Consider the following 22220-nt stretch of genomic DNA (forward strand, 5'->3'; position numbering starts at 1 on the left):
GATAGATATTCTGGTTTATTTTAATACATACGAGGGCTTTCGTAAAGAGTTATACTACAAGATATGCTATTTTATACGCTTTTTCGTCAAAGTAATCCAAGGTAAACAGGATTATCAGCAGTTTTATCGTATAATACCTAATATAATGCTCTGTATTGTTCATATATTACCATTGACCTGAAGGCGGGGAAGGACAAAAAGAATGGCTGAAAAAGACAATACTCACACTGATACAGCGGGCGGAAAAAGAGAAGACGAGTTTCGCCTACTGCATGAAGAACTCACAGCGGCTTACGAAGAAATAACTGCCTCGGAAGAAGAGCTAAGGCAGCAATGCGATGAGTTGCTTAGGCGCGAAGAAGATATTCGCCGCCAAAATAGTATCCTGACATCGCTGCACGAAACGGCGATGGGGCTGATGAAACGAGTTGCCTTGAAAGATGTGCTTACAGCGATTGTTTCTCACGCAAATGATTTAATCGGTACCTCGCATGGCTTTATCAATATTCTCGATGCAGAACAAGGGGTTTTTGAACGCAAAGTCGGGTTAGGGCATTATGCCCAGGACATTGGCCGAAAGATCAAACTGACAGAAGGCTTTGGTGGACAAGTCTATAAATCTGGTGCGATAACAGTCGTTGATGACTACAGTGCATCGAACCGTCGTTTGGACGGCTCCTTCTTTGACCACATCAATCAAGTTGTCTTGGTTCCTCTAAAACGAGACGATACAGTGATCGCTATTTTCGGTTTGTCTTTTCTTGAACCTGACCGCAGTTTTAGTGACCAGGAGATTTCTTTGTTAGTTCAGTTTGCTCAACTGGCCTCAATGGCTTTAGACAATGCCCTTTTGGTTGATTCGCTGGAGAAGGAGTTGAGGGAACGCAGGGTTCAAGAACAAAAAAATTGGCGACTGGCCTACTATGATTCCTTAACTGGTCTGCCAAACCGGGCGTATGTGTATGCACGACTGGCCGAAGAATTCGATAAAGCAGGCCGGGGCAAGACGAGCGGCGCTATCCTTCATATCGACCTGGACGACTTGAAATTGATCAACGATACATTGGGACATTCCATTGGTGACGAAATTATCGTTAAAGCGGGGGAATATATCGTGGCCGGAGCCGGAGAACACGCACTAGTGGCTAGAATTGCCGGCGACGAATTTATGATCCTATTAGTTGGCGAAAGTGACCGGGAGAAGGTTGCCCACATCGCTGATACGGTGGTTAGGCAACTTAGCCGGGAGTATGCGATCGGTGAATCCAGAGTTCACATGTCAGGCAGTATTGGCATCGCCTTCTACCCCGATGATGGGGATACAGCGGCAGATGTCTTAAAGAAGGCGGATTTAGCTCTTCACGAAGCGAAGATAAGCGGTAAAAACACCTGGCGGTTTTGCAAAGCGAAATTGCAAATCGTCGCCTATGAAAATATGGTGCTGAAGCAAGAGCTCCGTGAGGCTATCGAACATGAGGAGTTATCCTTGTATTATCAGCCGATTGTTGACGCAGGCAGCGGCCGTATAGTCAGCTTTGAGGCACTGCTACGCTGGACGAACTCCGCTTATGGAGCGGTGCCGCCAAGCCGCTTTATCCCATTGGCGGAAGAGAATGATACCATTCAGAGAGTCGGCAAATGGGTTATCGAAGAAGCTTGTCGGTTCGCCCGCCAGCTAGCGGAAATGGGGAAATGTGATATCCGTGTTTCGGTCAACGTTTCGCCACGGCAGATAATTGCTGACGACTTTGTCGCCGTTGTATGCCAAGCGATCGATCGCGCAGGGATTAGTCCAAGTCAACTAGAAGTTGAAATTACAGAGAATGCTCTTATTGCTTCGCTTGAAGACAGCACCCAAAAGCTAAGGGAGTTGCGAAACATCGGAGTGGGTCTTTCGCTCGACGACTTCGGTACCGGGTATAGTTCTTTGACCTACCTGAGGAATTTACCGGTGGGAACACTGAAAATTGATAAGTCATTTATTGATCCGATGGTATCTGATGCAGTACAACTTCAGTTTATCTGCTCTATCGTCAATATGGCACATGTATTAGGCTTGACTGTTGTCGCGGAGGGAGTGGAGACTGAAGAACAGCTAGCAAAGCTGGTGCAGTGCCAGTGTGATTTCATCCAAGGTTACGTTTTTAGCCGGCCGCTTGCGGAAAAAGAAGCAATTCTGTTAACTTTCAATAAAGATTTGTTTGCAAAAGTCTAAAACCAGTGCTATAGTATAAGCAATCGAATAAACACCATAAAAGCGTGGATAGGGAAGAGTAGTCAAAAAACGAGCTTTTCAGCGAGCGGGGGGGAGTGTAAGCTCCGCAGGTATCTTTTTGGTGAATGGGCCCTTGAGCTGCTAACCGAAATAATAGTAGGCTTAGTCGGAGTGTCTCACCGTTATGTAGAGACAGGGTATCGGACAGCATCCTGTACCTGAGAGCGAGGCTATCATGCCTAACAAGGTGGTACCACGGAAGAGTATCTTTCGTCCTTACAGGACGAAAGATTTTTTGTTTTCTGACGTGGTAGGCATGAGTCGTTTTTTGGCTATCAGTTTGTCCCGTACCAGTGAGGCTTAATCGCCTATACTAAGGTGGCACAGCGGAAGTAACCCTTTCGTCCTTATTTAGAGGACGAAAGGGTTTTTTTATTAAAGGAGGTAGCATCTATGATCCCATCGCTAGAGGAATTCAGTGAATTAGCAAGGCAAGGCAATCTGGTTCCACTCTCGTTAGTTATAAAGGCAGATACCGAAACGCCGATTTCTGTCTATTGCAAACTAGTCGGGGAGGAACAGGGGTTTATTTTGGAGAGTGTTGACGGCGGCGAACATCTAGGTCGCTATTCCTTTATCGGTCTGCGTCCTTTCCGAACAGTAACCATTCGCGGACCTGTCTGCACAATAACAGACAAACACGCAACCCGGAAGAGTGAGGAGAATCCATTCACGGTTCTGCGGACGGTCATGCAGGAGTTTATTCCGGTAGAGATTGCAGGGTTGCCGCGGTTTTCTGGCGGTGCAGTCGGATATTTTGGCTTTGACATGGTGGAACATCTGGAGAGAGTACCCGCGGCAGAGCGGGATGAACTGGGACTGCCAGATTGCTGCCTGATGTTTCCGGAAGTGGTGGTAGCGTTTGATCATGTCAAGCACACCATTCAACTCATCGTTTGTGTGCGGATTGAAGGCGATGTTGCAACTCACTACCAACAGGCAATTGGGCTGCTGCAAGAGATGAAAGAAAGTTTGGCCAAGCCGCTGGACATTACTGCTAAACCTGCCTGTGTGCGCTCGGTCGTGACATCAAACCGAACGAAAGAGGAATACATGAAGATGGTTATCAAGGCCAAAGAGTATATTGCCGCTGGTGATATCTTTCAGGTTGTGCCATCCCAGCGTTTGTCAGCCAATTTGCAGGTGCCGCCGTTTGCCGTGTACCGTACCTTGCGCTCAGCCAATCCTTCGCCCTATCTGTATTATTTGAATTTTGGTGAGCTGCAAATTGTCGGCTCCTCACCGGAAATGCTTGTCCGGCTGGAACACGGCGTTGTCGAGACTCGGCCAATCGCCGGGACGCGGCGGCGCGGTAAGACGTTACAAGAGGATGAACAACTTGCCGCCGAACTGCTCGCCGATGCGAAGGAGCGGGCTGAACACATCATGCTCGTCGATCTAGGCCGAAATGATATTGGCAAGATCGCCGCTTACGGTACGGTGCAAGTGCCCACCTTGATGGCGGTAGAGAAATACTCGCATGTCATGCATATAGTTTCCTCGGTTAGTGGCCAGTTGCAACCGGGAAAAGACGCAATCGATGCGCTGACAGCCTGCTTCCCGGCCGGAACTGTATCTGGCGCTCCAAAGGTGAGGGCAATGGAAATCATCAGGGAATTGGAGCAGACCAAACGCGGGCCGTATGCTGGCGCGGTGGGTTATTTAGGCTTTTCCGGCAGTATGGATACCTGTATTACGATCCGAACATTTGTCATTGCCGACGGCAAAATTCATGTCCAGGCTGGCGGCGGCGTCGTTGCCGACTCATCGCCGGAAGCGGAATATGAGGAAACGTTGAACAAGGCCCAAGGATTACTTCAGGCATTGTTCAGTACCGAGGAGGGAATAGCATGATTGCCGTTATTGATAATTATGATTCCTTTACCTATAACCTAGTGCAGTACCTGGGAATATTGGCTGCAGACATTGCCGTTTATCGCAATGACGCAATTACGGTTGATGAACTGCAAGACTTGCGGCCATCACACATCATTATCTCCCCAGGGCCAGGCACGCCGCAACAGGCTGGTATTTCAAAAGCAGTGATTAGCCAATGCGGGCCGCATACTTCTGTGCTTGGCGTTTGTCTGGGGCACCAGGCGATTGGCGAAGTATTTGGCGCAGTGGTGCGCAGAGCCGAGGTGCCGATGCATGGCAAGGTTTCAACCATCCATCATGATGGGCAGGGAATCTATTACGGCTTTGATAGCCCATTTACGGCTACCCGCTATCATTCACTCATTGTCGACCGTGAGACAATTCCCGAATGCCTGCAGATCACTGCTCATACAGAGGATGGAGTCGTCATGGGCCTGCGTCATAAACAGTATCCAGTGGAGGGGGTTCAGTTTCATCCGGAATCCATCCTTACCGATCAGGGGTTAGCCCTAATACGCAATTTTTTAATGAGGAGGAGTGCATAATGTTTCAAACCATCTTGCAACGCGTCGTCTTGGGAGAGAACCTGAGTGAGCCAGAAGCAGAATGTATGATGGAGACGATCGTGGAGGGCAGCGCCACGGCGGCGCAGATTGGCAGTATGCTTACCGCGCTGAGTATCAAAGGTGAAACCATTGAAGAAATTGCCGGCTGTGCACGGGTAATGCGACGCAAGGCTACGCCGGTCAGTACGCCGGGACGGGTAGTTGATACCTGCGGTACTGGCGGAGACAAAAAGAACACCTTCAACATCTCGACAACAGCGGCGTTTGTGGTTGCAGGAGCTGGGCTGACAGTTGCGAAGCATGGCAACCGATCCGTTTCCAGCAAGTGCGGCAGCTCTGATGTATTGGAGTCGCTTGGTATTCCGATCAACCTTGATGCTACGGCTGTAGCAGAAAGTTTACGGAAAGTAAACATCGGTTTTTTGTTTGCTCCCCAATTCCATCAGGCGATGAAGACTGTTGTCGGACCGCGCCGGGAAATCGGCATTCGCACCATTTTTAATATATTAGGGCCATTAACCAATCCCTCAGGGGCTAGCTGTCAACTGCTCGGAGTTTTTCAGCCTGAACTGACTGAGATGCTCGCCGGAGTATTGCAGCGGCTAGGGGCAGAACATGCACTGGTTGTGCATGGCATGGACGGCCTGGATGAGGTATCAATATCTGCTCCCACGAAGGTAACAGAATTAAAAGCCGGACAGATTTACACCTATTATATCAGTCCTGAGGATGTGGGCTTCCAGCGGGCAGATATGTCAGTCATCATTGGCGGCAATGCTGCTGAGAATGGGCAGATTCTGCTGAACATTCTGCAGGGAGAGCAGGGTCCGCGACGGGAAGTCGTTTTGTTCAATGCAGCAGCCGCTCTGGTCGCCGGTGACAAAGCCGACAGTTTGCGTGAAGGGGTGGCTCTGGCGGCTGCCAGTATTGACAGCGGTCAGGCACTGGCAAAATTCACAGAGCTAAAGCTGTTTCAAAGCGAGGCGCTGCAATGATACTAGAGAAGATTCTCGCATCAGTTCGTCACGACCTGGAACTGAGAAAACAAAACCAGCCGCAAGCTGTGCTTGACAAGCAAATGAAACATCTCCCCGCCACTTGCGGCTTTCGGAAGGCATTGGCAATCCCCGGCCAAGTTCAGATCATTGCTGAGTTCAAACAGGCTTCGCCTTCTAAAGGCATCATTCGTCAGGATTTAACGCCAGAGGCAGTGATCTCAGCCTACGCCGACAATGGGGCTGCGGCGATTTCTGTTTTAACTGAGCCGCAGTTTTTTAAGGGAAATGTAAGCTACTTGTCGCAGGCCCGGAAAATCACCAACATACCTTTGCTGCGCAAGGACTTTATCATTGACGAATACCAACTGATTGAAGCGCGCGTCTATGGCGCTGATGCGGTGCTGCTTATCGTTGCCGCGCTTGGGCAACAGCGGCTAACTTACTTGCTGCAGCAGGCGCAAGAGTTGTCTCTCGACTGCCTGGTGGAGGCCCATACCAAAGCGGAAATCGAGGTCGCACTTGCTAGCGGTGCACAGATAATCGGGATCAATAACCGCAACTTAGGCACATTTGAAACCAGGCTGGAAACTACATTTGAACTGGCGAAGTATATCCCGCCTGACAGAATTCTTATCAGTGAAAGCGGGATCAACACAAAGGCAGATATCGCGAATCTGGCTACCTGCGGCGTCAATGCCGTGTTAGTTGGTGAAGCACTGATGCGCAGTCCCTCGCCTGGCCAGAAGCTACGCGAATTGGCAGGTGATCGCCATTGATTCGGATAAAGATCTGCGGGCTGCAAGATATAGCTACAGCACTGGAGGCAGCCGAGGCGGGAGCCGATGCGATAGGAATGGTCTTCGCGCCGAGCAAACGACAAGTTCAGCCAACGATTGCCCGGGAAATATGTCAGGCTTTGCCACCATTTGTCAGTAAAGTCGGCGTTTTCGTTGATGCTAAGGAGGGGCTGGTCAAAGAAATCGTCGCAATGTGCGGTCTGGATACCTTGCAGTTTCATGGCCAGGAAACTGCAGACTACTGTAGTCAGTTCCCGCAAACTGTGATTAAGGCGTTTCAAATGAAAGATCAAGGTTCACTGGCCAAGTTGTCAGGGTTTAGAAACTATACTTTATTGCTCGATAGCTACTCGGCTGGACAGATGGGCGGAACTGGCCATGTATTCCCATGGGAAATAGCTCGTAAGGTCAGTCAAGAATATAGAATCATTTTGGCAGGCGGCTTGTCGACTGATAATGTGCTTGCAGCAATCCGGGCGGTGCAACCCTTTGCTGTCGACGTCAGCAGCGGGGTAGAAAGTAACGGAGTCAAAGATAGCAAGAAAATCAAAGAATTTATTACAACAATTCGGAGGTGGGAGTATCATGGGTCTGATTAAGAAAGGACGCTACGGAGAATTTGGTGGGCGCTATGTGCCGGAAACATTGATTCCAGCGTTAGATGAACTCGAAGCTGTCTATGAAAGCGCGCGTCAGGACAAAAGCTTTCAGCAGGCGCTGGCTTTTTACTTTCAACAGTATATTGGCAGACCTTCTATGTTATATTTTGCCCAGAAGCTGACCAACCAATTAGGCGGGGCGAAGATCTACCTAAAACGGGAAGATCTCAATCATACCGGTGCGCACAAGATTAATAATACCATTGGCCAGGCGTTAATAGCCAAGCGGATGGGGAAAAAAAGTATAATTGCTGAGACTGGAGCTGGCCAGCATGGCGTGGCTACCGCTACGGTTGCTGCGCTGTTTGGCATGGACTGTAAGGTGTTCATGGGAGAAGAGGACGTAAAACGGCAGGCGCTGAACGTATTTCGCATGCAAATGCTCGGCGCTGAAGTGGTGCCGGTAACCAGCGGCAGCCGCACGTTAAAGGATGCAACCAACGAAGCGTTGCGCTATTGGGTGGCCCATGTCCGGGATACGTTTTATGTTATTGGCTCAGTCGTCGGACCTCACCCGTATCCGGCTATGGTTAGGGATTTTCAACAAGTTATTGGCGAGGAAACCCGTAAACAGATGATAGCCATAGAGGGACGATTGCCAGACAGCGTGATTGCTTGCGTCGGCGGCGGCAGCAACTCGATGGGCATGTTTTACCCATTTTTAACAGATGATAGCGTGAAACTCTATGGTGTAGAAGCGGCTGGTAAAGGGCTTGACACTCGTGAACATGCGGCAACGTTGACGCTGGGCAGCAAGGGAGTTTTGCACGGAGCATTCAGTTATCTGCTTCAAGACAAAGACGGCCAGATACTGCCGGCCCACTCTATCTCGGCAGGTCTCGATTATCCTGGGGTTGGCCCCGAGCATGCTTATCTAAAGGATTCAGGCCGGGTAGAATATGCAGCTGTAACTGATACCGCAGCGCTAGACGCCTTTTATCTCTTGGCTCGTAGCGAAGGGATTATTCCCGCGCTGGAGAGTGCCCATGCGATGGCCTATGCGATTAAACTAGCGCCGACTTTGCCCAAAGAGCATATCCTGGTCGTCTGTTTATCAGGTCGGGGTGATAAAGATGTGGACCAAGTGGCTGCATATGAGGAGGTGCGGTAATGCAAAATAGAAAAAGCGCCATTGGCGCTACCTTTCAGAAACTACAACAGTCAGGCAATAAAGCACTTATTACCTACATTTCAGCTGGTGACCCAGACCTGAATACGACCAGAAAACTGGTGCTGTCTATGGCCGCAAATGGGGTCGATATTATTGAATTGGGCATACCCTATTCTGACCCGATAGCAGATGGACCAGTCATTCAGCAAGCTTCATTACGGGCTTTGCAGAATGGCGTAAGCATTGAAGCCATTTTTGGCTTGATCGCTTCTTTGCGTCAGGACACGCAAATCCCGTTGGTTTTGATGGCGTATTACAATTCTCTACTGCAATATGGTATCGAAAAATTTATCAGTACCTGCGCTGCGGTCGGCGTAGATGGGCTAATTATCCCGGATTTGCCGTTGGAAGAAAGCGAAGAATTGCGTCAGCAAGGTGATGCACAGGGGATTAATGTGATCTTGCTAATTGCGCCGACTACGCCAACTGAGCGGATCGCCCGTATTGCCGAAGCTTCACGCGGCTTTTTATACTGCGTGTCTGTGGCTGGCGTTACTGGTGCGCAAAGCACTGTGGACAGTGGATTGCAAAAGTTTCTCGCAAGGGTGCGGAGTCAGACCGAGCTTCCCTTAGCGGTAGGCTTCGGTATTTCCACGCCTGATCAAGCCGCCGCTATTGCTGTGTTGGCAGATGGTGTAATTGTCGGCAGTGCTGTCATTACCGTGCTGGAGCAATATCTCGGTACAGAGATGCTGATCAGCAAAGTTGGTGAGTTTGCAAAGAGTTTGAAGAATGCCATTCGCTAGTGAGTGAGGGACGTAGGAAAAGCGTATAACAGTCTGGGTGAGAGGCTATCGACAAACTGAAATGGCCACGCCGCATAGCGGGTGGTCATTTCAGTTGTCCTGGTCTTAGAAAAAATCAGCATTTGGCAAAGCCTAATAGTAGATTTAGCTGCTCGGCTAGCTCTGCCAGGTCTTTTTCTGTATGTATCTGGTCGATGATTACCTTTCCATTCAAAGGTAATCGATCCATTGTCGATAAGACAGGGCTTGCCTTCAAGACTTCGTGAAATACGGCGTCAAGGCTGCCGGCGATAAGATAGGCGCTTTCTTCTGTGAGCAAGCCATTACAGCCATAGGCGCAACCCAGGGCTGGCTGTTTCGTAATACCAAACTTTTGCGTGAAAGCCAACTTCAGCTACCGTTAGTCCATGTTTCAAGGTATAATTAATAAAGAATGGCGAAGCTGAACGAGAGAAGGAGGCTGACAGATGAACCCGCAAGTTAAGGACATGCTTCAACGACAACGATGGGCTGTGCTCGGCGCTTCAGCAAACCCTGACAAATTCGGTTATCGTATCTTTAAAGTCCTCAAACGCTATGGCTACGAGGTTTATCCGGTAAATTCCAGGGAAAGCATGATTGATGGCGAGCCGTGTTTTCCCTCGATCGCAGCGCTGCCGGTAGTTCCCAATGTGGTGGATTTTGTGGTGCCACCAGCGGTCGCCCTAGAGGGGTTGGCAGAATGTGCGTCACTAGGTATTGCTAATGTCTGGCTGCAACCGGGAGTAAATAAGCCAGAAGTGGTTGCTAAGGCGAAAGATTTAGGGCTGAATGTGATTTATCAATACTGCGCCATGGTTGAAAGCAGTAAGATTGCCATGCTAAAGGAAAAAAACTGGGCTGTGCTCGGCGAGTCAGCTCGTTCATCAGAGGACAGCATGCTCTTTGACCGGTTGCGAAACCGGGGCTATAACGTGGCGTCGCTGTCGGTTATATCTGTTTCCGGCGAAACGCGTGTAGACGCGCCGCTCTTTGCTGATTTGCCGCAAAAGCCAGCAGTCGCCCTCATTGCCGGTCCTGCTTCGATAACAGAGCAAGCCTTGCGGGAATGCAAGGCGGCTGGCATCGAGTATGTCTGGCTTCAGCCAGGGGCAGAAACGGAAGAGCTCATTACGTTAGGTCTTTCGTTGAATCTGATCATTGTTCATCATGCCAGTGTGCTCGAGGAATTGGAATAAAAAGATTATTTAAATCCATCGCAACGTTTATAAAGTTATCAAGCCGCCCGATTAGGCGGCTTGATATAAGTACACTGAGGGTTTCGGATTTATTTTGTCTAATAAACCCTAGCCCTCTGCGAACTCTGTGTACTCTGCGGTTAACGTTCCAGTACTGACCGCCTAGTGATTATTCTTACTGTCCTGCTAGCACTCGTTTACCTTCGATATTTCTGTTGCCGAACAGGCCCAGAAAGTGATGGGCAGTGGCTGGAAGATACCGATTGCGAACCCAGATGACGGCGCCGCCGGTTACTAAAGAGGGATTGACAATCTCTTTGGCAATTAGTCTTGTGCTATGGATGAGACTGAATGCAGACTTCGGAACAATTGCCATGCCGATGCCGGCGTCTGCCCAGGCTAAAAGCGGCATGACATCATCGCTTTCGCAAAGAATACTAGGGGTCAGGCCAAGTTGCTCATAACTTTTGGTGATCATCGCTTCAAATTTGCGATGAATCAACAATTGCTTATCGACAAGTTCTCGTAAGTTGATGCTGTCTGAATCCGAACAGATCGCGTGCGGATGCTCAGGTCGAAATACCGCCACCAGCGGCTCATTTGGCAGACTGATCGAATCGTAAAGATCTGTGTCAAACGGCAGCTTTACCATGCCCAGATCGATAATGCCGCTGTCGAGAAGCTCGGTAATTCGCCGGCTTTCGCCTTCGCGCAACCGAAAAACTACGTGCGGATAACGCTCGCGAAAAATTTTAATCAATTGCGGCAGCAGCGTACCGGCTACTGAGGTCACAGCCCCGATGGCTAAGGTACCGCGATCCCCAATATAAAAGTCCTTTAATTCGGTTGTAGTTGCATTCAATAGATCGATAATTTGCTCTGCTCGTGTGCGTAGAAAAATCCCTGCTTCAGTCAGTTTTACCTTGCGCTTGCCTCTTTCAAACAACTGGACTCCCAATTGGTCTTCTAGTTCTTTCATATGTCGGCTTAGCGGCGGTTGTGCAATATGGAGACGTTTGGCCGCTGCTGTGATATTACCCTCTTCAGCAATGGCGAGAAAATACTTAATATCACGAATATCCACAATGAGTGCCTCCCAAAGATCGCCGGAGCGGTATTAATTTTTTGCGGCTAAAAAGCCAGATAAAGCACGAAGCTAATATTGGCCGCGAAAACGCGAAAGGCCGCATAGCGCCTGCACGAAGGGAACACGAAAAAAATAAACAATAAGCGTAAAGTGCTTAATGCGGTTCAAAATCGTTTCTCAGTTAGTAAAGATTACCGCAACAGCCTCTTTTGCCATACCTAATTAGTATGATAAGAAGCGAAAAATAGTATTTTACGCATAATAAAAGTCTTGATACAATCATATAGAAGACGAAATATTGAGTCAAGTGTGTTTTACATCTTTTTAACGTATAATTTTTTTAAAAAAGGAGAGAGGTGAACAAAAATGAGTCTGAAAATTCACGCCAATCGTTGCAAAGGTTGTGGCATCTGCGTCGAGTTCTGCCCGAAAAAAGTACTGGCTGTCAGCCAACTGGAAAAGGTTGAAGTAGTCAAAGAGAAAGACTGTATCATGTGCCGTCAATGTGAAATGCGCTGTCCGGACTTCGCCATTTTTGTACACAAGGAATAAAGGAGTGAAACAGAGTGTCCAAAGTTTATCTAATGCAAGGCAACCAGGCAGTCGCTGAAGGCGCAATTGCCGCCGGCGTTAAATTTTTCGGCGGTTATCCGATCACGCCGTCAACTGAAGTCGCTGAATCGCTAGCTAAAATGCTGCCAACTGTCGGCGGCAAATTCATTCAGATGGAAGATGAAATCGCCGGCATCGGCGTCATCATCGGCGCATCCCTAACCGGCATGAAAGTCATGACCGCTACCAGCGGCCCCGGCTTCTCCCTTAAACAAGAACTCATCGGCTATGCCTGTATTGCCGAAATCCCGATGGTCATCGTCAACGTACAGCGCGTGGGCCCCTCTACCGGCCAACCGACCGCACCGGCGCAAGGTGACGTGATGCAAGCCCGCTGGGGAACCCACGGCGACCATCCGATCATTGCCCTGACCCCGGGCTCTGTACCTGAGTGCTTTGACCTAACGATCAAAGCCTATGAATTCTCCGAGAAATACCGTACCCCGGTCATTCTGCTGCTGGATGAAATCATCGGCCACATGCGCGAGAAAATCGAGCTGCCTGACAACTATGATGAAATCGCCAAGCCGCAGCGCAAACTGCCGCAAGTTCCCCCTGAAGAATACAAAGCCTATCAAGCCGACGCTGACCTCGTACCTGCCATGGCTCCGTTTGGCAGCGGCTACCGTTGGCACGTCACCGGCCTGGTGCATGACGAATACGGCTTCCCCAATGGCTCACCGGCTGCCACCCAGAAATGTCTGGACCGGTTGCATGAGAAAATCAACAACAATCTTGACGACATAGTCCTCTATGAAAACTACTGCATGGACGATGCCGAAACTGTTGTCATCGCCTACGGTGGCACAGCTCGTTCTGCCTATGCCGCCGTCGACGCCGCCCGCGCTAAAGGCATCAAAGCCGGCCTGTTCCGCCCGATCACCATGTGGCCGTTCCCGGCAAAACAAATTGCCGAGATCGCTGGCAAAGCCAAACACATCATTGTTGCCGAAATGAACTATGGCCAATATGTCATCGAAGTCGAACGTGCCGTTGCCGGCAAAGCTCCGGTAACCCTCCACGCCAAATACAACAGTGAAGCGATTACGCCGGACGAGCTGCTGGCAAGAATCGAAAGCCTGAAATAACCGCAGAAAGGATGTGCACCCCATGGAAATGGAACAAATTATTGATAAATACTTCCGCCCCGGACGCCTGCCCCACATCTGGTGCCCCGGCTGCGGCAACGGCATCATCACCGGCGCTATCGTCAAAGCTGTTGACAAACTCGCTTTAGAAAAAAACGACGTAGCCGTTGTTTCCGGCATTGGCTGCTCCAGCCGCGCCTCCGGCTACCTTGACTTCAACACCGTCCACTCAGCCCACGGCCGCGCCCTGCCGGTAGCCACCGGCGTCAAACTTGGCCAACCACGGCTGAAAGTCATTGTCGTCACCGGTGACGGCGATGCTACCGCCATCGGCGGCAACCACTTCATCCATGCTGCCCGCCGCAACATCGACCTCACCGTCGTACTCTTTAATAACAACATCTATGGCATGACTGGTGGCCAATACTCACCGCTCACTCCAGCCAACTCCAAAGCAACCACCGCCCCCTACGGCACAGTTGACCGTCCCTTTGACGTCACCGAGCTGGCCAAAGGCGCAGGCGCTACCTTCGTTGCCCGTTCCACCACTTTCCATACCCAGCTGTTAGTGGATGTGATCGCCCAAGGCATCCAGCACGAAGGCTTCAGCCTCATTGAAGCTATCACTGCCTGCCCAATCTCTTTTGGTCGTCAGAATAAAATGGGCGGCGCTCCTGATATGATGAAATGGCAAAAAGACCGTGGCGTCATGCTGGCCGCCTATGAAAAAATGACTGATGAACAAAAAGAGGGCAAATTCCCGATTGGTGTTCTGTATAAAACCGAAGCGCCCGAATATAGCGCTGAATACGACAAAGTGATCGCCAGAGTCCAGAAAGGAGCGAAATAACATGCAGCAACTGCGCTTATCCGGAACCGGCGGCCAGGGGCTGATCCTGGCTGGCATCATCCTGGCCGAAGCAGCCCTGATGGACGGAAAACAAGCCATCCAGTCCCAGTCCTATGGCCCGGAAGCCCGCGGCGGTTCTAGCAAATCCGAGGTCATCATCTCTGAGGGCAAGATTCATTATCCGAAGATCACCGTACCAAACGTAGTCCTGGCTATGAGCCAGGAAGCCTGCAAAAAATACACGATTGATCTCCCTGCTGACGGCATTCTGATTACCGACAGCCTGTTTGTCCAGCAACTGCCTGACAAACAGTTTAAGAAGGTCTATGAACTGCCGATCACTCATACTGCCCAAGACAGTTTAGGTAAAGCCTTATTCGCCAACATCATCGCATTGGGCGCCATCGCCAAAATAACCGGCGTGGTCTCGATCGAATCGCTGACCAAAGCCGTGCTAGCCAGAGTGCCGAAGGGTACGGAAGCGGTTAATGAAAAAGCTCTAAAATTGGGCATGGATTTAGTTGGATAACAAATAATTTCTTGACACTAAAAGCGCTCAGCGGTAATATGTTGATTAGAAATTCTTTGAAAAATGAATAGGAATGATGGTTATGGGAGAGTCCGCAATTTGGCGGCGCCGATGGGGCAAAGCTTTGTTCAAACTCTCAGGTAAACATACTGTAACCGGACCGAACTCTGGAGAGTATGCTTCTTTGTTAAAGAAGTGTCACCGATGGGGCGCCTGTCGCAGGCGAATCTCTCAGGTATAAGGGACAGAGAACAAAAGTGTTTTTACACTTTTGTTTCTTTGTCCTTTTATTTTGCAAGAAAAGAGAGAGGTGGCTTTTATGTCAGCAAAGCAAACGCCGCTGTATGAGACGCATGTGCGTTATGGCGGCAAAATCGTTGAGTTTGGCGGTTGGTTGCTGCCGGTTCAATACTCCGGTATTAAGGAAGAGCATCACGCGGTAAGAACTAAAGCTGGTTTATTTGATGTGTCACATATGGGTGAAGTGCTGGTAAGCGGGCCAGACGCGTTGGCTTTTCTGCAAAAACTGGTGACAAATGATGTCGCTAAATTGCAAATCAATCAAATTCTTTACACGCCGATGTGTTACCTGGATGGGGGTACGGTTGACGATCTGTTGGTCTACAAGCAAGCTGACAATGAATATCTACTGGTCATCAATGCGGCGAATATAGAGAAAGATTGGCAATGGATGCAAGAAAATGTGAAAGGCTTTGAGGCTACACTGACCAATCTCTCTGATGCAACAGCGCAGTTGGCTCTGCAAGGACCGCTGGCAGAAACGATTTTAGCCAAGCTGACTGACGCGCCGCTAGCAGAAATCAAATATTATTGGTTTATGCCTGAAGTCAGCGTTGCCGGTAAAACAGTATTGGTATCACGGACCGGGTATACTGGAGAAGACGGCTTTGAAATCTATTGTAAGCCTGAGGATGCATCGTTTTTGTGGGAAGCGATCATGGAAGCTGGGCGGCCGTTCGGATTGCTGCCCGCAGGCTTAGGCTGCCGCGATACGCTGCGATTTGAAGCGTGCTTGCCACTTTACGGACACGAGCTGTCAGCCACTATGTCACCAATTGAGGCAGGTATCGGATTTTTTGTCAAGCTGGATAAAGGCGACTTTAACGGACGGGAAGTCTTACAAGAGCAAAAAACGAATGGAACGAAACGCAAGATCGTCGGTTTTGTCATGGTTGACCGCGGAATTGCCAGAGCTGAATATCCGGTTTTGGCTGCAGGCGTACATATCGGCGTAGTGACGACCGGCTCCTATACTCCTACACTTAATAAAAATTTGGGCTTAGCCCTAATTCAAGCTGATTATGCTAAAATTGGCCAAACGATCGAGATTGATATTCGTGGTAAGCAGCTTTCTGCTGAAATCATTGCTAAACCATTTTATAAACGAGAGGGGAAATAATCATGAGTATTCCGGCAGAACTGAAGTATTCTACAGATCATGAATGGGTTAGAGTAGAAGGGAACACAGCGATAATTGGCGTGACTGATTTTGCGCAGTCACAGCTTGGTGATGTCGTTTTTGTCGAACTGCCGAATGAGGGCGATTCAGCCAAAGCAGGTCAGCGGATATCTGTCATCGAATCGGTTAAGGCTGTTTCTGATATTATTAGTCCCTTATCTGGCAAAGTCATTAGAACTAATCAAGAACTCAACGATGCACCAGAATTGGTGAATCAATCTCCTTACGGCGACGGTTGGATATTAGTCATCGAACTTTCCAATCCGAAAGAACTAACTGGCCTTTTGGATGATGCTGCCTATAGCGAGATCGTTGAGAAGGGAGGCCACTAAGATGGGCTGGAGTTATCTGCCCCATACCGATAATGATCGCAAGGCAATGCTAGCGGCTATTGGCGTTGCTGCGACAGATGACCTGTTTCAAGATGTTCCGGCAAACCTGCGCTTAAACCGGCCGTTAGACCTGCCGCCCGCCTTGTCGGAACCGGAGCTGATCAAGAATTTGCAGGCGCTGGCAAAGGCAAATATCAGCATGGAAGATGCGGTATGTTTTCTCGGTGCAGGAGCTTATGATCATTTCATCCCCAGCGTGATCGACCATATTATCCGCCGCTCAGAATTTTACACAGCCTATACGCAATACCAGCCTGAGATAGCACAAGGCTATCTACAGGCGTTATGGGAATTCCAATCGCTGATCTGTGAAATTACCGGCATGGCAGTAGCCAACGCATCCATGTATGATGGCGGCACAGCAGTGGCGGAAGCGGCGATGATGGCTTGCGCGGCATCAGGCCGCAATAAGGTGATCACAGCCGCTGCAGTACATCCCCACTACCGGAATATTCTCGAGAGCTATGGACTAGACCGAGGCTTTATCAGCAGCGAGGCTGGCTTTGTTGATGGTGTAACCGACCGTGATCAACTAGAAAAAATGCTGGACGATTCCACGGCAGCCGTCATTATCCAGTCGCCGAACTTCTTTGGATCTATCGAAGATATTAAGACATTAGCACAAATCGCTCATGCGAGGGGAGCGTATCTGATTACTGTCGTTGATCCGATTTCGTTAGGATTGCTGGAGTCACCGGGTGCTTTAGGCGTAGATATCGTCGTCGGCGAAGGACAGGGTCTGGGATTGGCGTTAGCCTATGGCGGGCCATACCTCGGCTTTTTCGCGGCTACCGAGAAGTTAATGCGTAAATTACCTGGCCGGATCGTTGGTCAAACGCAAGATCATGCTGGCAACCGTGGCTTTGTTTTAACCTTGCAGGCGCGGGAACAGCATATCCGCCGCGAAAAGGCGACCTCTAATATTTGCTCCAATCAAGCGTTGTGCGCTTTGACTGCCGCTATTTATCTCAGCACAGTCGGCAAGCAGGGCTTCCGCGAAGTGGCATCCCAGTGTGTGCAAAAAGCAAATTACGCTTATCGTGAGCTGCAAAAACTGAATGGCTGTGAAGTCGTCTTTAGCGCGCCATTTTTCAAAGAATTTGTCGTCCGGCTTTCGAAGCCGGTTGCCAAAGTGAATAAAGCGCTTCGCGCCAAGGGAATTGTTGGTGGTCTTGATCTTGGCAGCTATTACCCCGGCATGGATAACTGCATGTTGCTCTGCGTGACGGAAAAAAGGTCTAAAGCAGAAATAGACCGTTTGGTCAGTGAAATGGGGGCAATATTATGAACAGAAACCAGGCGATAATCTTTGAAATGAGCGTACCGGGACGGCAGGCGCTGAATTTACCGCAATGCGATGTCCCCACTTTAGAAATCGAAACACTGATTCCCGCCGAGTTTTTGCGGAAGGCTGACGCCCAGTTGCCGGAGGTTAGCCAACCTGACTTGATACGGCATTATACCAATTTATCAAAGCGGAACTTTGGCCTTGATTCAGGTTTTTACCCGTTAGGATCGTGTACGATGAAGTATAATCCCAAAGTGAATGAAGATGTTGCCCGTTATCCAGGATTTGCACACATTCACCCACTGCAAGACAGCGAGTCAAGCCAAGGTGCGTTAGAGCTGCTCTATACGATGGAACAGTATCTGGCGGAAATTGCCGGCATGGATGCAGTTACCCTGCAGCCGGCAGCAGGTGCGCACGGTGAGCTGGCCGGGCTAAAACTCATCAGAGCCTATCATCGCTCCCGAGGTGAAGCCAGAACCAAGGTGATTGTACCCGATTCGGCCCATGGTACAAATCCGGCCAGTGCGACAGTTTGCGGTCTGGAAATTGTTGAAATCAAGTCCCATGCCGACGGTTCAGTCGATCTGGAGGCACTGAAGGCTGCAGTCGGTCCCGATACAGCCGCGCTGATGCTGACTAACCCAAGTACATTAGGCTTGTTTGAAACAAATATTGAAGAGATTGCGAACATTGTTCACGCCGCCGGCGGCTTGTTGTATTATGATGGCGCTAACGCAAACGCAGTAATGGGCATTGTCCGACCTGGTGATATGGGCTTTGATGTCGTGCATTTCAATCTCCATAAAACATTTTCCACTCCCCACGGCGGCGGCGGTCCTGGTTCCGGTCCTGTTGGCGTGAAAAAAACACTGATTCCGTTTTTACCGACACCGGTGATTGCTTTTGATGGCAAAAACTATGCTCTCGATTATGATCGGCCGCAGTCTATCGGACGGATGCACTCGTTCTATGGCAACTTTGGCGTCATTGTCCGGGCCTATGCCTATATTCTGGCGATGGGACCGGATGGTCTGCGTCAAGCTAGCGAGGATGCTGTGTTGAATGCAAACTATTGTTTGAGTCAGTTAAAAGAAGACTTTTACTCTCCGTTTGACCGTTACTGTATGCATGAATGCATTGTTACGTCGAAAAATCAAAAACAGTTCGGCGTAAAGACGCTCGATATCGCCAAACGGCTGCTAGACTATGGCTACCATCCGCCAACAATCTATTTTCCGTTGATTGTTGAAGAAGCAATCATGATTGAACCGACGGAGACGGAAAGCAAAGAAACGCTGGATGGCTTTATTCAGGCTATGCGCGCAATCGCCACAGAAGCAAAAACCGATGTGTCGCAAATCCTCAGCTCTCCTAGCAACACAGTGGTGGGAAGACTTGATGAAACGACAGCGGCGCGCAAGCCGGTCGTACGCTGGAAAGCGTAACGACTTGGCAACAGAACTCTGGGGGGAGAAAATATGAATTACGATGTAGCTGTTTTGGGCGGCGGTCCGGGCGGATATGTCGCAGCCATCCGGGCGGCTCAATTAGGGGCAAAGGTTCTGCTCGTTGAAAAAGATCAACTAGGCGGAGTATGCTTGAATCGAGGCTGCATTCCGACCAAGACCTTGCTGAAGAGCGCCGAGAAGTGGCATGATCTGCAGCGTTGCAGCCAGTTCGGCCTGAAGGCGGAAAGCATTAGCTTTGATTATAATGCAGTAAATGCTCGCAAGAACCAGGTTGTGGAGCAAATGCGTGAGGGCATTCTGAAGTTGGTAAAGAGCAATGCGATTGATCTCGAATTTGGCACAGCGAAGCTTATCGCTAAGGATCAAATCTGTGTCAGCACAGCCGAAGGAGAGAAGCAATATTCCGCTAGTAAGATTATACTAGCGACCGGTTCGGCGCCGATGGCTTTGCCTGTGCCGGGCGGTGACTTGGCCGGCGTGATCAATAGCGATCAGCTGCTAGCCATGACTGAAGTACCAAAGAGCATGGTTGTGATTGGCGCAGGCGCAGTCGGAATCGAGTTTGCAGCGATTTTTCAGGCATTTGGCTGTAATGTCACCGTGATTGAAATGATGCCCGCCATCTTGCCAAATGTCGACAGCGAAATTGTCAAGCGCATGGCACTGCTCTTGCGCAAGCAAGGGATTAAATTTATGACAAATACCCGTGTGATTGGGATTAAATCCGGTGACGACGGTGTCGTTGTCGAAGTTTGCAGTGGAGACAAAACCCAGGAAATCGCCACAGAAAAGGTGCTGGCATCAATCGGCAGGTTCCCACTAGTTTCTGGACTAGGACTGGATGAAGTCGGCATTGCCTATAGCCGTAAAGGAATTACGGTCAATGAAAAAATGGAGACAAATATTACAGGTATTTATGCAATCGGTGATGTCACCGGCAAGTATATGTGGGCCCATGCCGCATCCGCCGCTGGGATGGCTGCTGCGGAAAATGCTTGCGGCAAGCAGGCAGCAGTCGACTACAAGGCAGTTCCGGGTTGTATCTATACGACGCCAGAGGCGGCGATGACCGGACTGACCGAACAGGACGCGCTGGCTCAGGGTAAAGAAATTAAAGTCAGCAAATTTAACTTTGCCGCCAATGGCAAAGCCGTATCGATGGGCGAACCAGATGGACTGGTTAAGATCATTGCTGATAAGCTGACTGGCGCTGTATTAGGAATGCACATCCTTGGCGCTCACGCCAGTGATTTAATTATGGAAGGCGCGCTGGCAATCCAAAATAAGCTCTCAGCTAAGGACTTAGCACAAACTATTCACCCCCATCCCAGTCTGTCGGAAGCGATTATGGAATGCGCGCATGGAATTGACGGCGACATTGTGCATCAGGTGAAGATGAAGTAAGTTGGAGGCTTTCTATGGGTGTATTTGATATTGTCGGCCCGGTCATGATCGGGCCGTCAAGTTCTCACACTGCCGGCGCAGTCCGGCTGGGTAAAATGGCGCGAACGATTTTAGGCGAAGCGCCGGTGGCGGTGACCATTAATTTATATGGTTCGTTCGCCCGAACCTATAAAGGGCATGGCACCGACAAAGCGTTAGTCGCGGGCCTGTTAGGGTTTTCGGCAGAAGACACCCGGATTAAGGACGCGATCAATCTAGCTGCTCAAGCCAATCTCCACGTTACCTTTCGGATAGTAGAGGGAGGCGATTTTCATCCTAATACAGCTCAGATGCAGCTTAAAGGGATTTCTGGAAAATCGGTAAAGGTTACCGGGGCTTCCATCGGCGGCGGTAGAATCGTCATCACGCAAATCGACGGCTATGATGTGGAAATTACCGGCGATTATTATACGTTAATTACGCTTCATCAAGATAAACCGGGGATTATCGCGATGATTACGCAGATACTGGCTCAACAGAATGTAAACATCGCCTTTATGAAGGTGTCGAGAAAGCAAAAAGGTGTGCAGGCGCTGATGGTCTTGGAAACAGATCATCCGATACCTGAGGAAGTGCTGGCAGCAATAAGCCCCGTGCCTGCCATTGAATCTGCATTGTTGGTGAAACCGTTATGATGAGTTTTACGAGTATTGCTGAGCTGGTAGCTCTGGCGGAAGAAATGGGACAGCCGATCGCAGACGTTGTTTGGCAGTGGGAAACAGAACGCAGCGCCAGCCAGCCAGAGGCCATATGGCGAGAAATGGCGTCCCGGCTGGCAGTGATGCAACAGGCTGCGGCACAAGGCTTAATCCAGCGGGAGAAGTCGTTTAGCGGCTTAGTCGGCGGGGATGCGTACCGATTAGCAACAACGAATAGCTTTATCGGCCCAGTTGTCATGCGCGCAGCCGCTAATGCGATAGCGGTCAGCGAAGTCAATGCCAATATGGGGAAAATCGTCGCCTGTCCGACTGCCGGATCTTGCGGCATCGTGCCTGGGGCGATCCTGGCTATTGCCGAGCACTTGCAATGCGGTGATGACAAGCTAGTTCGAGCGCTTTTCACGGCGGCGGGAATCGGTGAGGTAATTGCCGCTAATGCCACCGTCTCCGGTGCAGTCGGCGGTTGTCAGGCTGAATGCGGCGCTGCCGCGGCGATGGCTGCCGCGGCAGTTGTCGAGATGCTGGGCGGCACGCCGCGCCAGTCCTCACACGCCCTGGCGTTAGCCTTGAAAAATCTGTTAGGACTTGTCTGCGACCCGGTCGCAGGGTTGGTTGAGGTGCCTTGCGTAAAACGCAACGGCTTTGCTGCGGTCCACGCCCTAACTGCCGCCCAGATGGCGCTTGCCGGAGTTGAAAGCATAATCCCGGCTGATGAAGTCATTGACGCGATGAACCGGATCGGGGCGGAGCTTCCTTGTTCATTAAAGGAAACTTCAGAGGGTGGGTTGGCAAAGACGGCGACAGGGATAGAGATAACGGAACGGTTGTCAAAACCAAATTAGCCTGATAGCTACAAAGACCTCCGATTTCCGGAGGTCTTTGCTTCAATTACCAGGACGCCTTACATTTTCATTGCTACACGTTCCTGTTGAGAAGTATCGGCTACTATAAAGCGGTAGTGAGTGCGACACTACGGCCGGGTTGATAAGTAGAAAAAAAGTGAGACTTTTATA

At 50.0% G+C, this 22220-nt stretch carries 22 protein-coding genes, 1 riboswitch and 1 other annotated feature; of the genes, 20 read left to right on the forward strand and 2 right to left on the reverse strand.

What is annotated here, in order from left to right; all coding sequences use genetic code 11:
• Nucleotides 1–202: 202 nt before the first annotated feature.
• The 8 genes from AXX12_RS13645 to trpA all read left to right on the forward strand — a co-directional run bounded on the left by AXX12_RS13645 (nucleotide 203) and on the right by trpA (nucleotide 9090).
• Complete coding sequence (locus tag AXX12_RS13645) at nucleotides 203–2215, forward strand: putative bifunctional diguanylate cyclase/phosphodiesterase (RefSeq protein WP_082816873.1); 2013 nt, start codon at nucleotides 203–205, stop codon at nucleotides 2213–2215.
• Nucleotides 2216–2251: 36 nt separating this feature from the next.
• Nucleotides 2252–2496, forward strand: a binding site (T-box leader).
• 172 nt (nucleotides 2497–2668) lie between these two features.
• Nucleotides 2669–4129, forward strand: coding sequence for an anthranilate synthase component I (gene trpE / locus AXX12_RS13650; protein WP_066243737.1), 1461 nt, complete (start codon nucleotides 2669–2671; stop codon nucleotides 4127–4129).
• Nucleotides 4126–4698: an anthranilate synthase component II gene (locus AXX12_RS13655; protein ID WP_066243739.1), complete on the forward strand. Its 573-nt coding sequence runs from the start codon at nucleotides 4126–4128 to the stop codon at nucleotides 4696–4698. Before trpE ends, AXX12_RS13655 begins: the two co-directional genes overlap by 4 nt.
• Complete coding sequence (gene trpD, locus AXX12_RS13660) at nucleotides 4698–5714, forward strand: anthranilate phosphoribosyltransferase (RefSeq protein WP_066243742.1); 1017 nt, start codon at nucleotides 4698–4700, stop codon at nucleotides 5712–5714. Before AXX12_RS13655 ends, trpD begins: the two co-directional genes overlap by 1 nt.
• A complete protein-coding gene (trpC, locus tag AXX12_RS13665) occupies nucleotides 5711–6493 on the forward strand; it encodes an indole-3-glycerol phosphate synthase TrpC (protein ID WP_066243745.1) in 783 nt (260 codons plus the stop codon). Before trpD ends, trpC begins: the two co-directional genes overlap by 4 nt.
• The gene (locus AXX12_RS13670) at nucleotides 6490–7113 is read left to right on the forward strand and encodes a phosphoribosylanthranilate isomerase (protein WP_066243748.1); all 624 of its coding nucleotides are present in this window, start codon (nucleotides 6490–6492) and stop codon (nucleotides 7111–7113) included. Before trpC ends, AXX12_RS13670 begins: the two co-directional genes overlap by 4 nt.
• Nucleotides 7100–8284, forward strand: coding sequence for a tryptophan synthase subunit beta (gene trpB / locus AXX12_RS13675; RefSeq protein ID WP_066243751.1), 1185 nt, complete (start codon nucleotides 7100–7102; stop codon nucleotides 8282–8284). Before AXX12_RS13670 ends, trpB begins: the two co-directional genes overlap by 14 nt.
• Nucleotides 8284–9090: a tryptophan synthase subunit alpha gene (trpA, locus tag AXX12_RS13680; RefSeq protein ID WP_066243753.1), complete on the forward strand. Its 807-nt coding sequence runs from the start codon at nucleotides 8284–8286 to the stop codon at nucleotides 9088–9090. The genes trpB and trpA overlap by 1 nt, the downstream gene beginning before the upstream one ends.
• Before the next feature lie 115 nt (nucleotides 9091–9205).
• Here trpA and AXX12_RS13685 read toward each other — a convergent pair whose 3' ends face one another.
• The gene (locus AXX12_RS13685; RefSeq protein ID WP_066243754.1) at nucleotides 9206–9478 is read right to left on the reverse strand and encodes a hypothetical protein; all 273 of its coding nucleotides are present in this window, start codon (nucleotides 9476–9478) and stop codon (nucleotides 9206–9208) included.
• Between the two features lie 79 nt (nucleotides 9479–9557).
• Between AXX12_RS13685 and AXX12_RS19615 the strand changes: the two genes are divergently transcribed.
• On the forward strand, nucleotides 9558–10307 hold the full coding sequence (locus AXX12_RS19615) for a CoA-binding protein (protein ID WP_066243757.1): 750 nt from the start codon (nucleotides 9558–9560) through the stop codon (nucleotides 10305–10307).
• Between the two features lie 175 nt (nucleotides 10308–10482).
• Here AXX12_RS19615 and AXX12_RS13695 read toward each other — a convergent pair whose 3' ends face one another.
• Nucleotides 10483–11391: a LysR family transcriptional regulator gene (locus AXX12_RS13695; RefSeq protein WP_066243760.1), complete on the reverse strand. Its 909-nt coding sequence runs from the start codon at nucleotides 11389–11391 to the stop codon at nucleotides 10483–10485.
• A gap of 369 nt (nucleotides 11392–11760) precedes the next feature.
• Between AXX12_RS13695 and AXX12_RS13700 the strand changes: the two genes are divergently transcribed.
• From AXX12_RS13700 to sdaAA, 11 genes are all read left to right on the forward strand, one after another.
• Entirely contained in the window at nucleotides 11761–11946 is a 186-nt protein-coding gene (locus tag AXX12_RS13700; protein WP_066243762.1) for a 4Fe-4S binding protein, read from the forward strand.
• Between the two features lie 14 nt (nucleotides 11947–11960).
• Complete coding sequence (locus AXX12_RS13705) at nucleotides 11961–13094, forward strand: 2-oxoacid:acceptor oxidoreductase subunit alpha (protein WP_066243764.1); 1134 nt, start codon at nucleotides 11961–11963, stop codon at nucleotides 13092–13094.
• 28 nt (nucleotides 13095–13122) lie between these two features.
• On the forward strand, nucleotides 13123–13944 hold the full coding sequence (locus AXX12_RS13710; RefSeq protein WP_066243956.1) for a 2-oxoacid:ferredoxin oxidoreductase subunit beta: 822 nt from the start codon (nucleotides 13123–13125) through the stop codon (nucleotides 13942–13944).
• A 1-nt stretch (nucleotide 13945) separates the two neighbouring features.
• Nucleotides 13946–14473, forward strand: a complete 528-nt coding sequence (locus AXX12_RS13715; protein WP_066243766.1) for a 2-oxoacid:acceptor oxidoreductase family protein — start codon at nucleotides 13946–13948, stop codon at nucleotides 14471–14473.
• A 73-nt stretch (nucleotides 14474–14546) separates the two neighbouring features.
• Nucleotides 14547–14635, forward strand: a riboswitch (glycine riboswitch).
• A 157-nt stretch (nucleotides 14636–14792) separates the two neighbouring features.
• Nucleotides 14793–15893 (forward strand): glycine cleavage system aminomethyltransferase GcvT, encoded by a 1101-nt coding sequence (gcvT, locus tag AXX12_RS13720; protein WP_066243769.1) that lies wholly within the window; start codon nucleotides 14793–14795, stop codon nucleotides 15891–15893.
• Nucleotides 15894–15895: 2 nt separating this feature from the next.
• Nucleotides 15896–16285 carry a glycine cleavage system protein GcvH gene (gene gcvH, locus AXX12_RS13725; RefSeq protein WP_066243772.1) on the forward strand — a complete coding sequence of 130 codons (390 nt, stop codon included), beginning with the start codon at nucleotides 15896–15898 and terminating at the stop codon, nucleotides 16283–16285.
• 1 nt (nucleotide 16286) lies between these two features.
• The gene (gene gcvPA / locus AXX12_RS13730) at nucleotides 16287–17633 is read left to right on the forward strand and encodes an aminomethyl-transferring glycine dehydrogenase subunit GcvPA (RefSeq protein ID WP_066243774.1); all 1347 of its coding nucleotides are present in this window, start codon (nucleotides 16287–16289) and stop codon (nucleotides 17631–17633) included.
• Complete coding sequence (gene gcvPB, locus AXX12_RS13735; RefSeq protein WP_066243777.1) at nucleotides 17630–19081, forward strand: aminomethyl-transferring glycine dehydrogenase subunit GcvPB; 1452 nt, start codon at nucleotides 17630–17632, stop codon at nucleotides 19079–19081. Before gcvPA ends, gcvPB begins: the two co-directional genes overlap by 4 nt.
• 33 nt (nucleotides 19082–19114) lie before the next feature.
• Nucleotides 19115–20509, forward strand: coding sequence for a dihydrolipoyl dehydrogenase (gene lpdA / locus AXX12_RS13740; protein ID WP_066243778.1), 1395 nt, complete (start codon nucleotides 19115–19117; stop codon nucleotides 20507–20509).
• A gap of 14 nt (nucleotides 20510–20523) precedes the next feature.
• Nucleotides 20524–21183 carry an L-serine ammonia-lyase, iron-sulfur-dependent subunit beta gene (sdaAB, locus tag AXX12_RS13745; RefSeq protein ID WP_066243780.1) on the forward strand — a complete coding sequence of 220 codons (660 nt, stop codon included), beginning with the start codon at nucleotides 20524–20526 and terminating at the stop codon, nucleotides 21181–21183.
• Nucleotides 21180–22049, forward strand: coding sequence for an L-serine ammonia-lyase, iron-sulfur-dependent, subunit alpha (gene sdaAA / locus AXX12_RS13750; protein ID WP_066243783.1), 870 nt, complete (start codon nucleotides 21180–21182; stop codon nucleotides 22047–22049). Before sdaAB ends, sdaAA begins: the two co-directional genes overlap by 4 nt.
• Nucleotides 22050–22220 lie beyond the last annotated feature (171 nt).

Source organism: Anaerosporomusa subterranea, assembly GCF_001611555.1.
In the GTDB taxonomy this organism is placed as follows: Bacteria; Bacillota; Negativicutes; order Sporomusales; family Acetonemataceae; genus Anaerosporomusa; species Anaerosporomusa subterranea.